Source organism: Carboxylicivirga marina (genome assembly GCF_016612505.1).
Taxonomy (GTDB): Bacteria; Bacteroidota; Bacteroidia; order Bacteroidales; family Marinilabiliaceae; genus Carboxylicivirga; species Carboxylicivirga marina.
Map to the genome: position 1 here is coordinate 1 of NZ_JAENRR010000019.1, position 13,549 is coordinate 13,549.

The following is a 13,549-nucleotide window of genomic DNA, read 5'->3' on the forward strand; positions in this document are numbered from 1 at the left end:
CACTTAGCATTCCCTGCAAACCCTTGTTAACTAAGAAATCCATGAGATAGGCATCTGTATTATGGGGTAACTCCAATTATTATAGTAGTTGAAGTTGTACTCATCCTTTTATAACTTTATCAGATTTTAAAAACAGCATTGATAGATAGTAAGTTTGTTCATTATGCAATTTTAAAGGAGTGAGGTGTGGGTTGAAAACATGACAAATTACACTTGCTTACAATTTTCGACTATTTTGAGCATCTTGTTTTGGTGATATATGTCATGAAGTGCTAAAAAACATATTTACACATTTCTTAAGGTGCAGGATATGAGTGTTATGTGGATGTGGCAAAATTATTGAATTTTCCTTACGATTTATAATGAGGTTTTAGAAAATTATATACTTTTGAAACCATAATAAACAATTAATAGATCCAACATTTAATACCTTTTATAATATGGAAGCTAAGATGAAGGAATTCATGGACAGCGTTAGAGTTAAGAACCCTGGCGAAGACGAATTTTTGCAAGCAGTGCAAGAAGTAGTAGAAACAGTTTGGGATTTCTATCAGGAGAACCCTCACTATAAAAAAGCTAAGATACTGGAACGTATGACTGAACCTGAAAGGGTAATTATGTTCCGTGTGCCTTGGGTTGATGATAGTGGCGAGGTTCAGGTAAACCGTGGTTTCCGCGTTGAGTTTAACTCAGCTATCGGACCTTATAAAGGCGGTTTGCGTTTCCACCCTAGTGTAACACTAAGTGGTCTTAAGTTTTTAGGATTTGAGCAGACATTTAAAAACAGCTTAACAACCCTTCCGATGGGTGGTGGTAAAGGTGGTTCTGACTTCAATCCAAAAGGAAAATCAGATAACGAAATTATGCGTTTCTGTCAAGCTTTCATGAGCGAGTTATTCCGCCATATTGGACCTAATACTGATGTGCCTGCTGGTGATATTGGTGTTGGTGGCCGCGAAATTGGATACCTGTTCGGTCAGTATAAGAAACTTCGTAACGAGTTTACAGGTGTATTAACTGGTAAGGGTGCTGAATTTGGTGGTTCATTAATTCGCCCTGAGGCAACTGGTTTTGGTACTATCTATTTCGTACGTGAAATGTTAGCTACTAAAGGCGAAACAATGGATGGCAAGACTGTATCAGTTTCAGGTTTCGGTAACGTAGCATGGGGAGCTGCTTTAAAAGCTGTTGAGTACGGTGCTAAAGTGGTAACTATCTCTGGTCCTGATGGGTATATTTACGATCCGGAAGGCATTTCAGGTGATAAGATTGATTACATGTTAGAGTTACGTGCTTCTAACCAGGATATCGTTTCACCATATGCTGAGCGTTATCCGGAAGCTACATTCTACGCAGGTAAAAAACCTTGGGAGCAGAAAGTAGATATTGCTATTCCTTGTGCCATTCAAAATGAGTTGAATGAGGAAGATGCAAAAACTTTGATTGCAAGTGGTTGTCAGGTGATTGCTGAAGCATCTAATATGGGATGTACGGCTGAAGCGGCCTATTTAGCAACTGATAAAATTGCCTTTGCACCAGGTAAAGCAGTTAATGCTGGTGGTGTAGCTGTATCAGGTTTAGAAATGACTCAAAACAGCATGCGTTTAAACTGGACTGAAAAAGAAGTAGACGATCGTCTGGATCAAATCATGACCAGCATTCACAATGCATGTGTTAAATATGGAACTGAGCCAAACGGCAAAGTAAATTACATCAAAGGAGCTAATATTGGCGGTTTCGTGAAAGTGGCCGATGCAATGATTGCTCAAGGTGTTGTTTAAATTTTTCTGGATGCAACAATATAGGCCGTCTCCTCCCCGAGACGGCCTTCTTGTAACTGGTGGTGTGGAAGAAATCATACTTTTTGCTGCCCGAAAATCCATAAACATTGGTATTTTTGGGCTCATAAAATTGATAAGAAGTGATAGATACGCATTCGCACATATATTTGTCTGATTTTGACGAGGATAGGAGTGAAGTAATTAATCGGGCAAAAGCTGTAGGGCTTGAGAAGATTTTATTACCCAATGTTGATGAGGAAACATTTGATGCTATGCATCAATTGGAAGAACAGAATGACGGGTTTTGTTATGCTATGATGGGCATTCATCCAACTTCGATCAAGTCAAACTATCAGGAATTATTAGCTCAGGCAAAGCAACATATTAATGAACGACCGTATATAGCAATCGGCGAAATTGGTATCGATTTATATTGGGACAAAACTTTTCGTGCTGAGCAAATGAAAGCATTTGAGGAGCAAATACTATGGGCAAAAGAACTGAATTTGCCTATCGTTATTCATTGTAGAGATGCTTTTCCGGAAGTTTTTGAAGTATTGGAAAAGCAGCTGGATGATAAGTTGATGGGGGTATTTCATAGTTTTACCGGTGATGAAGAACAGGCTAAACGTATTTTAAGTTACAATGCCTTTATGATAGGGATTAACGGTGTGGTTACTTTTAAGAATACACACCTTCGTGAAGTAGTAAAGGAAATACCACTAAACAAACTAGTGCTTGAGACAGACGCGCCTTATCTGGCTCCGGTGCCCAAACGGGGAAGACGTAATGAGCCTGCTTACATCGAAAGAGTCGCTGAAACAATTGCTATGGTTCACAATGTTGGTATTGATGAGGTAAAACAGCAAACAACTATTAATGCTAAAAGCTTATTTGCTTTGTAAACATAGATGAGGATGGAAGAAAGAAAGATATTGATTATATATACTGGAGGTACTATTGGTATGGTTATCGATCCCGAAACCAATTCATTGGTGCCATTTGATTTTGAAAGTATTTCCAAGCAAGTGCCTGAATTGCGTCGATTTGACTTTCAGGTAAAGAGTATCTCTTTTGAACCCCTTATTGACTCATCCGATATGCATCCAGATATTTGGGTGAAGTTGGTTGGCATTATCGAAGAAAACTACTCTGCATATGATGGATTCGTCATTCTGCATGGTACCGATACTATGGCGTACACAGCGAGTGCATTAAGCTTTATGTTGCAGAATCTCAGAAAGCCGGTAGTACTTACAGGAAGTCAATTGCCATTGGGTACTATTCGAACAGACGGGAAAGAAAACTTGATTACGGCTCTTGAAATTGCCGCTGCTCAAAAGAATCGACAGGCTTTAGTGCCGGAGGTTTGTATTTACTTTAAAGATAAACTGTTTAGGGGTAATCGTACAACCAAATACAATGCAGAGCATTTTCACGCTTTTCGCGCAGATAACTACCCGCCACTTGCTGAAGCTGGAATACATTTAAAGTATAACTATCCCTATATTCGATACACGACATTAAACGGTACTTTTAGAGTGGCCAAAAAGATGGATACCAATGTGGCACTTTTACGTATTTTCCCTGGTATTAATAAAGACGTTGTGAAGGCAGTACTAAATGCCCCTAATATAAAAGCAGTAGTTCTTGAAACCTACGGTTCAGGTAATGCACCTACCAAACAGTGGTTCTTAGATGCTATAAAAGAAGCACTTGATCGTGACTTAATTATCCTTAATGTTACTCAGTGTCTGGCCGGTAGCGTTGAAATGTGGCGATACGAAACCGGGGTGCACCTGTTGGAGCTGGGAGTTGTTGGAGGTTATGATATGACCACCGAAGCGGCCGTAACAAAGCTGATGTACCTTTTGGCTAATTGTTCTTCAGCCGATGAGGTAAAGAAGGCTTTGAATAAATCGCTACAGGGGGAGATTCACGTATAGAAATAGGGACGTCGTACTTTTATCACACTAAGTAATCTTTTAATGTTTATTATTAATATTTAGAAGATTACAAATGTTTTATGTGTTATTTTTACAGTTCTTTTTGTGATATTATTAATGGAAGTAGTTCAATGTGTTCGCAATAATGAAAATTAACAGTTCAAAGTTTGTAATTGACTTTTTTTTTGTAATTTGCAACCCTGAAAAATTAAAGGGTTTGAACCTTTTTTGATACTTGATATTAAGGAAAGAAAAGGGGACAACATTAAACTATTTTGAGTATTAACAATACTAATACAAATCAAAATTTTTAGCAGACTATGAAAAAGCTATTTGCGTTTTTAGCAGTAATTGGAATGCTGAGCACAGGTGCCAATGCCGTTTATGCTCAGGAAGAAGAAAATGTAGCTGGCGAAGCTACAGAACAGGTGGCTGAAGAAACAGCACCAAGTGAAGAACCTGCAATGGTTGTTGAGGAAGAAATGGCCGAAGCACCAAAAGGTATTCACAAACAAATCAAAGCGAAATTTATCGAAGGTGGAGCCATCTTTATGAGTTTTGTATTGTTATGTCTAATCTTCGGTTTAGCATTAGCAATTGAAAGAATTATTTACTTGAACCTTGCTTCGACTAACACGAAGAAGTTGCTTCAGAACATCGAGAACGCGTTGAACGACGGTGGTGTAGAAGCTGCTAAAGAAGTTTGTCGTAACACAAGAGGTCCTGTAGCTTCTATTTTCTACCAAGGTCTTGATCGATTCGATGAAGGTGTTGAAGTAGTTGAGAAGTCAGTTATCTCATACGGTTCAGTTCAAATGGGTCTTTTAGAAAAAGGTTTAACTTGGATTTCATTGTTTATCTCGCTTGCTCCTATGCTTGGTTTCATGGGTACTGTAATTGGTATGATTGAAGCATTTGACAACATTCAGGCAATGGGTACTATTTCTGCAACAGCTGTAGCAGGTGGTATTAAGGTGGCGTTGATTACCACTGTATCTGGTTTGATCGTAGCTATCATCCTTCAGGTATTCTACAACTACATCGTATCTAAAATCGATGGTATTGTAAATACAATGGAAGATGCTTCTATCTCTCTACTAGATATCTTGGTAAAATATAACATGAAAAAATAATTGTCATTATGACTAAGCTTTCAAAAATTTTAAATATTGTATTATACCTGTTGCTAGCAGTAACCTTGGTATTTGCCGGAATGTTCTTTTTCGGTGGAGATGTACCAGGTGAGACTTACAAAACACCAGTTTTTACAGAGTCATTCTTGGACTGGGCTAAGTTGTTAATTTACATTGCAGCAGGTGTATCACTATTATTTGAAGTATTTCACCTTGTTGTTAACCCAAAGAATGCAATGCGTTCAATTATTTCAATGGGTATACTAGGGGTGATTGTATTAGTGGCTTATGCAATGTCAGATGATACACCACTTCAATTAATAGGATATAATGGTCCTGATAATGTTCCTAGTATGTTAAACCTAGCTGGTACCATGTTATATGGAACTTATCTTCTGTTTGGAATAGTAATTTCTGCTATTCTTTATGCAGAGTTATCACGTCTGTTTAAATAATGGCCCGGCTCCTGCATTGTTAGGAGCCAATAAATTTAATTATCTATGGGTAAAAGAGAAGTACAAGAAGTTAATGCAGGGTCAATGGCAGATATTGCTTTCTTGTTACTTATCTTCTTCTTGGTAACCACTACCATGGATACTGATACTGGTTTAGCAACACTTCTTCCACCTCCGGTAGAAGAAGAACCTGAAGATACACCGCCTGTTAAAGAGCGTAACGTATTTACAGTGCTAATTAATAGTCAGAATCAGTTGTTGGTTGAAGGTAAACCGATGGAGATAAGGGACCTAACAGAAGCAGTGAAAGAATTTATCGTTAATCCAATGGACGACGAGAACTTACCTGAAAAGAATGTCAGGGAAGTAGAATTCTTTGGTACTGTGGAAATTGGAAAGGGCATCATATCGCTTCAAAACGACCGTGATACAGAATATCAGACTTACTTAATGGTTCAGAACGAGATGTCGAGAGCTATTAATGAACTGAGAGAGGATTTGTCCAAAAGGAAATTTGGTAAGTCTTATGATGAGTTAGAAAAGGAAGAGCAAAAAGCTGTTCGTACAATCTATCCACGTAAGATTTCTGAGGCAGAACCTAAAAATATAGGAGGAAACTAGCATGGCAAAGTTCAGAAAAAAGAAGAGCGGAGGCCAACAAGCTATTAACACGGCCTCATTACCAGATATCGTTTTTATGTTGCTTTTCTTCTTTATGGTATCTACTACTATGAAGGAGGTTGACTTAAACGTTATTGTTAAGCCAGCACAAGCAACTGAATTGGTAAAGCTTGAGAAAAAAGAGTTGGTGACATTTATTTATGTAGGTGTTCCGGCTAAAAAGTATCAATCTTTATACGGTAGCGAACCACGAATTCAGTTAAACGATCAGTTTTCAACGGTTGCCGATATTCAAAGTTACATTGCACAATCGCGTGATAACATGAGTGAAGCAAACCAGTCAAAAATGATTGTTTCAATCAAAGCTGATAAAGAATGCCCAATGGGTATCATTACTGATATCAAGCAGGCATTACGTAAGGCTGCAGCTCTGAAGCTTAATTATTCAGCTGCTGAAATGGTTGCAGACAGATAATTCATTTGAATTGAAATATAAGAAAAAGGGAAGTCGAAAGGCTTCCCTTTTTTTTTGTTTGGCATAAACGGTATGCTCTGTTTGCTCTGTAACTCATGTCAACTTCGATAGTTTGCCAAGTTCTGTTCGATGGTTTATTGAACCTCCTTAGTTCCTCCTTCGTACAATGTTCGGCATAACCTCGCTCCCAGCGAGGTTGATGCGTACCAGATACGACCATGGTATCTAACAGGGGCGATTAATAAACGAATAAAAACTAATTCATTAGCGAGTACTTGATTTTGAATATTTTTCTTCCCAATAGGGTTTAAATCGCTCAATAATAAAGTGCTTCCAAACATTTTCTATTACTTCGGGCCATTCTTCTTTGAATTCGCCGGCACCATGTACTTCTACTTTTAAATGTGTTGAATCATTGACTGTGGATAGGTGGTAAGTTGTGACCAAAGTAAGGGCATGACCCGCTAACCCCAATGGTCCTTCCATCCGAAGAAGTTTACCCCTGTGGGCTCCTGTTACCACAGCGTGACGAACGCCGTCACCCGATTCATCGAAAATCTCATAAAACCCACCACCAGGTTTGGCCTCAATGTATAATTGATGCGGTTGACCCGAAAATGTATGATCCCACCAGGGGCTGATATCACCAGTCAGCTTATCGTAAACAAGTTCTGGTTTTCCGGGTAGTGTTGTTTCAATGGAAAATGAGAAGGATTGACTATGACTGTGTTGTATTAATTAGTTTTGACAAGAAAGAATCGCCAGGAAAGAAATTAGAATCAAATATTTCATAGACTACATTTTAAAATAACGAGAGTTAGATGTGAAAAATTAGTCTAATTGGCTGAATGTCAATTTTAAGACACTCTAATACAACGCATTAGGCAATAATACATCTTACAATCCTTCGCCTTGAAGAGGCAGTTTAAAATTAAACTGGGCTTACAGCCCGTTCTATACATCAAATAGCTTAACCAATGCGTTGCATTGGGCTTTTATATACTGCACTTTCAGTGCGACAATTAAATCGAACTCCGGTTAAAATATATAAAACGCCCGATAAACCAGTTTGTTTATCGGGCATTGTTATTCATTATTTTACCCAGGATTCGAAGTGACAAATTAAGGAGTTAATATTCCCTTTTAAGGAGTACTTCTCCTCATCTAAGGCACCAATTTCCCTAGTTAAGGAGTGCTTCGTCCCATTTAAGGAGCTGATTTTCCCAACCAAGGAGTGCATCATCCCGTTTAAGGGGTGGATTTTCCTGGCCAAGGAATGGACTTACCCTGTTATATTTATACAGCACCTTGAGCCATCATAGCATCTGCTACTTTAACAAAACCTCCAATGTTGGCCCCATCCACGTAATTAATAAAACCATTCTCTTTGGTTCCGTATTGGCAACAGGTGGAGTGAATGCTTTGCATGATGCTTTGTAGTCGTTGATCGATCTCTTCTCGTGTCCAGTGAAGGCGCATACTATTTTGCGTCATCTCCAAACCCGATACGGCTACACCACCGGCATTGGCAGCTTTGCCCGGTCCAAATAAGATGCCTTTTTCAATAAATATCTGAATGGCTTCAGGTGTTGATGGCATATTAGCACCTTCCGAAACGCACATGCATCCATTGCCAACCAATGTGATGGCTTCTGTTTCGTTAATTTCATTTTGTGTAGCACTCGGTAGAGCAATATCTGCTTTTTCAGTCCATGGGCGTTCACCTTCTACATATTTGCAGCCATATTTATCAGCATATTCTTTAATGCGACCACGTTTGTTATTCTTCAGGTGCATCACATATTTTAATTTTTCATCATCGATGCCATCAGCATCAAATATATAACCACTTGAATCGGATAAAGTCACTACTTTTCCTCCCAGGTTGTTTACTTTTTCTACAGTAAATTGTGCGACATTGCCAGAGCCCGAAACCAGTACAGTTTTGCCCTTCAAACTCTCACCTCTGGTTTTTAGCATTTCCTGGGCAAAATACACATTGCCATATCCAGTTGCTTCGGGGCGAATAAGGCTGCCGCCCCATTTAAGTCCTTTCCCGGTAAGCACTCCTGTAAACTCATTAACAATACGTTTGTACTGGCCATACATAAAGCCTATTTCGCGTCCCCCAACGCCGATGTCACCTGCTGGTACATCAGTATTTGGTCCAATATGTCGATATAGCTCCGTCATAAAACTCTGGCAGAAGCGCATGACTTCATTGTCCGACTTGCCCTTCGGATCAAAATCACTACCGCCTTTACCACCACCCATTGGTAAGGTTGTCAGGCTGTTTTTGAATACCTGCTCAAAGGCCAGAAACTTAAGAATGCCCAGATTAACAGTGGGATGAAAACGCAAGCCGCCCTTGTATGGACCAATAGCACTATTCATTTCGATGCGAAAGCCTCGGTTAACTTGCATTTCGCCTTTGTCATTCACCCATGGAACGCGGAACATAATGATGCGCTCAGGTTCCACGATGCGTTCGAGTATACGCGCATGTTTGTATTTGGGGTTTTCATCTAAAAAGTGGTCAAGCGATTCAACCACTTCGTGAACGGCCTGATGGAATTCAGGTTCGGCCGGATTCTTCGCCATCAACTCAGCCATAAATGCTGAGATGCCTAATGATGAAGTGTGTGACATAGTTACTGCATTTAAAGGGTTATTAATAAAGTGATATTAACATTCGATGTTATTCAAATATATGCTCCCTCTTTGCATGTTTTCTGTCAATAAATCAGGATTGGATATGGTTGCTTTTTCACGATAAAAGTTAAGAAATTTATTATCCAAACGCGATGATAAAGGCTGATAAAACCTGAATTTATTTTATTTCTAATCAGGTCGATATACAAGCACTTGAATTTCTTTTTCCGTAACTTATAGCAATTGATGACCTCATAATCATGTCAATAAATCGTCAACAAATAGGAACTTCAGAAACTGGTTCTCAACGAGTATTGAAAACTCTTGAGCAAATTAGTGAGATTATTCAGGCGGAGAATGATATCAAACATACATTAGAAGATGTCACTGCAAGCCTTATTAATGGATTCAAATATAAGGATGCAGAAGCACGAATCCGTTATAGAGAAATGGAGTTTACAAGTAGCAATTTTATGGCATCTCAGTACGGACTGACTGAACGTTTCGCAACAATTGATGGTGAGAAAGGTGTGATAGACGTGATTTATAGAGAACAGCACCATGATTGGGATGAAGGCCCTTTTTCACGCGATGAACGCGCATTATTGAATCAACTGGCACGGCTTCTTTCAGGTTATATTAATCGAATTGTGGCCGAGCGTAATCATTCTGAATCAATTGAGCGACTGAAGGAACTTTCCACCATTAATCGGACAACCCGAATAATTAACGAAGGTAAATCGGTTGACGATGTATTACAACAAATCGTTTTCACCTTGCCACTGGGCTGGCAATATCCAGAGTATACAGTTGCGCGCATATCTTATCGTTCAAAAGACTATCGCAGTGACCAGTTTATAGAAACGGAGTGGGTTCAAACACAACGCTTTCAAACAAGTGATGGAGAGCTAGGTGCCATCGACGTGTTTTATATCAAAGAATTTCCATCGCTTGGTGGCGATCCATTTCTAATTGAAGAACGTGATCTGCTTATAAACTTATCGCGTTTGATAAGTGATTTTATAAATAGCCTGATTGCTGTTAAAGAAAAAAATGAGCGTCAGGAACGTGAAAAAGAACTACATGCCATCAATGAAACATCGCGCATTATAGCGCTGAATATGCCGATTAATTATACCCTGGAACACATTGCACAGAAAATACCACTGGGAATGCAGCATCCCGATTATTCGGTGGCCCGCATAACATTTCATAAGCTTGAGTATTTAAGTAGTGGTTTTGTTGAAACGCCCTGGCTATTACGGCATCAGTTTGAAACCATCAATGGTGAAAAAGGGATGATTGAAATATATTACCTCAAAGAACTGGCTAAGACACAAGAGGAGCTATTCTTGAACGAGGAAAATGATTTGATTAAGAATTTGTGTAATCTTATTGTTGGTTACCTAAATGGAGTGGCGGCACGAAACCTGATGGAGAAAGTTAGGCGCTCATCACGACAGGGTACCTATAAATCACAATCAATTGATAAACCAGAGAGTATACACAGCAAGCATTTGCTCCAAAACTTCATGCATCGAAATAATGCGGTTCGCGATATTTATCACGATTTAATGCCTTTTCGGGTGAAAGAAATATTGCTTGTAGCCACATTATATGATGCTTATGCCATCGAAAATGAGGGGCGATTCACTGAACAGGTAATGGGAGGGTTTTACCAGTTGCACCTTTCTGAATTGCCGAGAGTTACAGGTGTTACTACTTATAAGGAGGCTATTGCCAAACTGAATGAAAAGCATTTTGATTTGATAATCGTGATGGTGGGTGTAGAGAAACAATCTCCTATTGATTTGAGTCAGATGGTGAAAAAGGAGTTTCCTTATATCCCCATTTTTATGTTGCTTAATAACGATGCTGATATACCTTTTTTTGAAGCACGTCAGCGCGAATTAGGTGTATTGGATGAAATTTTTGTGTGGAATGGTGACCCAAAAGTATTTTCATCCATGGTGTTTCATCTCGAAGATAAGGTCAATGTTGAGAATGATACAGAAATAGGACTGGCACGTGTGATATTGCTCGTAGAGGATTCAGTCCGATATTATTCAAAGTACTTACCGCTTTTATATTCAAGTGTGCTGGAGCAAACCAAACGTTTGATTGAGGATGTAAAGGAAGATGAATTATATGCCGTGCTTCGGCTTAAAGCGCGACCTAAAATATTACTGGCGCAAAACTATGAGGAGGCTCAGGAACTCTTCGAGAAGTACAAGGAATACCTCTTGTGTTTAATATCTGATGTGGAGTTTTCAAAAGGTGGTAGGCTGGATGCCAATGCGGGTTTTGACCTGGTTAACTATGTGAAAACACAAATAAAGGATTTACCGGTAATACTGCAATCGTCAAAAATTGAATATTCGCAAGATGCTTATGAGCTTAAAACAGTATTTATCAACAAGTATTCCGAGAGTTTAATACAGGATATTAAAACCTTTATCAGACATTACCTGGGATTTGGCAATTTTGCGTATAAGGATGCCAATGGTCGTACTATTGCTGTAGCAAGAAATCTTAAGGAGTTTGAACGAACAATGCGTAAGGTACCTGTTGAATCCATTGTTTATCATGCACGTAAAAACCATTTCTCCCTGTGGCTGATGGCTCGTGGAGAAATAAAAATAGCCCGTCAAATTGCACCTGTTCGCATCACTGATTTTGAAGAGGCAGAATTAATACGCTCTTATCTTTTAGAGGTTATTACGCGTCACCGTGAGGAGAAGAATCAAGGAAAGGTAATCGATTTTGATGAGCTCGATACTGTCGAAGAAACTAATATTGTGAGCTTATCTGGTGGCTCATTAGGTGGTAAAGGACGCGGCTTATCGTTTATTAATACTTTGCTCTTTAATTTTGATTTTGAGGCGCACGTGCCAGGCATTAATATTCGTGCACCACGGACGACAGTAATAGGTACCGATGAGTTTGAACTGTTTATGGAACGTAATGATTTTAGAGAACTCATTTTCCGTAACCTTACCTATCATCAGATTAAGAAAATGTTTTTAGCTGGTGACTTATCTTTTTCACTAATTCAACGCCTCAAGCGCTTGTTGTCTATTTTTACCACACCAATTGCTGTGCGTTCATCGGGCTTATTGGAAGATAGTCAGAAACAACCATTTGCCGGTGTGTTTGAAACATATCTCTTACCCAATAATGCCGATTCAATAGATGAACGATTAAACGAATTATGCAATGCTGTTAAGCTGGTGTTTGCATCAGTGTTCAGTGATACAGCTAAAGCTTTTACGGAGGCAGTTGATTTTAAAATAGAAGAGGAAAAGATGGCTGTTGTGATTCAGGAGGCAGTTGGTAAGCCGTTTGGTAAAGTGTTTTACCCACACATTAGTGGTGTGGCTCAATCCTATAATTACTATTCCTTCAGCCATATGAACCCCGAGGATGGTTTCGCGGTGTTGGCTCTTGGTTTTGGTAAATACGTAGTGGATGGAGAGAAGGCTTTGCGGTTTTGTCCGATTTATCCTGATTTGGATAATAACTCGGCTAAAGATCAATTGAAGAATTCACAAACAGAGTTTTATGCGATTGATCTAAATATCAAAGATCTCAACCTTTTGGAAGGTGAAATGGCAGGATTAGTCCGACTTGACATTGATGATGCTGAGATGCATGGAGCCTTAGGACATCTGGCATCGGTGTATAACCCCGACAACAATACCATTGAGGCTGGAATAGCCACGGCCGGTCCCAGAGTTCTTAACTTTGCCAATATTTTAAAGTACAATTATATACCTCTGGCACGCGCTATTGCGGTGGTGCTTGATGTAGTTAAAGAGGCGATGGGAACTCCTGTTGAAATTGAGTTTGCTGTAGATTTATCAAAAGACAGCCAGCGAAGAGCAACTTTCTACTTGCTGCAGATAAAACCGTTAATGGGAGGTGAGCAAAACTACAGTATCAATATGGATAGGGTGAATGAAGAAGAAATCATCCTTCAATCATCTCAAAGCATGGGAAATGGCAAAAACAAAACCATTACTGATATTATATATGTTGATGTCGATGCCTTTGATAAGTCAAAAACCAGAGATATGACTCTGGAGATTGAGAGTCTTAATGCAAAAATGAAAAAGGAAAAGCGCTTCTATGTTCTTATTGGTCCGGGCCGGTGGGGAACCCGTGATCCTTTTATTGGTATTCCGGTTTCCTGGTCGCAAATATCAAATGCCAAGGTGATTGTAGAAACTGATATGAATCATTTTCCACTGGAGGCTTCAGGTGGTTCGCACTTCTTTCATAATGTTACAACCATGCAGGTTGGCTACTGTTCAGTGGTAGATGGCGACAAGGAATCATTTATTAAATGGGACAAGTTGACAAAAGGAAAAGAGATTGAAAAAACAACTTACTTCAGGCATGTTCGCTTTGATAAAGCTCTCGTTATCCGTCTTGATGGCAAAAAAAGAAAAGCAATTGTTACTTTAGAGAACTAATTTATTCAAAA

At 39.2% G+C, this 13,549-nt stretch carries 10 protein-coding genes; 8 read left to right on the forward strand and 2 right to left on the reverse strand.

The window, feature by feature from the left end; translation table 11 throughout:
- Positions 1-440: 440 nt before the first annotated feature.
- The 7 genes from gdhA (JIV24_RS09755) (at position 441) to JIV24_RS09785 (ending at position 6,411) form a co-directional block, all read left to right on the forward strand.
- Positions 441-1,781, forward strand: coding sequence for an NADP-specific glutamate dehydrogenase (gdhA, locus tag JIV24_RS09755; protein ID WP_200464844.1), 1,341 nt, complete (start codon positions 441-443; stop codon positions 1,779-1,781).
- A 140-nt stretch (positions 1,782-1,921) separates the two neighbouring features.
- A complete protein-coding gene (locus JIV24_RS09760) occupies positions 1,922-2,686 on the forward strand; it encodes a TatD family hydrolase (RefSeq protein ID WP_200464845.1) in 765 nt (254 codons plus the stop codon).
- A 12-nt stretch (positions 2,687-2,698) separates the two neighbouring features.
- The gene (locus JIV24_RS09765; protein ID WP_200464846.1) at positions 2,699-3,727 is read left to right on the forward strand and encodes an asparaginase; all 1,029 of its coding nucleotides are present in this window, start codon (positions 2,699-2,701) and stop codon (positions 3,725-3,727) included.
- A gap of 320 nt (positions 3,728-4,047) precedes the next feature.
- Complete coding sequence (locus JIV24_RS09770) at positions 4,048-4,860, forward strand: MotA/TolQ/ExbB proton channel family protein (RefSeq protein ID WP_200464847.1); 813 nt, start codon at positions 4,048-4,050, stop codon at positions 4,858-4,860.
- An 8-nt stretch (positions 4,861-4,868) separates the two neighbouring features.
- Positions 4,869-5,315 carry a hypothetical protein gene (locus JIV24_RS09775; protein ID WP_200464848.1) on the forward strand — a complete coding sequence of 149 codons (447 nt, stop codon included), beginning with the start codon at positions 4,869-4,871 and terminating at the stop codon, positions 5,313-5,315.
- Positions 5,316-5,360: 45 nt separating this feature from the next.
- Positions 5,361-5,936, forward strand: a complete 576-nt coding sequence (locus JIV24_RS09780; protein ID WP_200464849.1) for an ExbD/TolR family protein — start codon at positions 5,361-5,363, stop codon at positions 5,934-5,936.
- 1 nt (position 5,937) lies between these two features.
- Positions 5,938-6,411, forward strand: coding sequence for an ExbD/TolR family protein (locus tag JIV24_RS09785; RefSeq protein WP_200464850.1), 474 nt, complete (start codon positions 5,938-5,940; stop codon positions 6,409-6,411).
- A 264-nt stretch (positions 6,412-6,675) separates the two neighbouring features.
- Here the strand turns inward: JIV24_RS09785 and JIV24_RS09790 are convergent, their stop codons facing one another.
- Positions 6,676-6,897, reverse strand: a complete 222-nt coding sequence (locus JIV24_RS09790; RefSeq protein ID WP_200464851.1) for a hypothetical protein — start codon at positions 6,895-6,897, stop codon at positions 6,676-6,678.
- 810 nt (positions 6,898-7,707) lie between these two features.
- Positions 7,708-9,060 (reverse strand): NADP-specific glutamate dehydrogenase, encoded by a 1,353-nt coding sequence (gene gdhA / locus JIV24_RS09795; RefSeq protein WP_200464852.1) that lies wholly within the window; start codon positions 9,058-9,060, stop codon positions 7,708-7,710.
- 263 nt (positions 9,061-9,323) lie between these two features.
- Between gdhA (JIV24_RS09795) and JIV24_RS09800 the strand changes: the two genes are divergently transcribed.
- A complete protein-coding gene (locus JIV24_RS09800) occupies positions 9,324-13,538 on the forward strand; it encodes a PEP/pyruvate-binding domain-containing protein (protein WP_200464853.1) in 4,215 nt (1,404 codons plus the stop codon).
- Positions 13,539-13,549 lie beyond the last annotated feature (11 nt).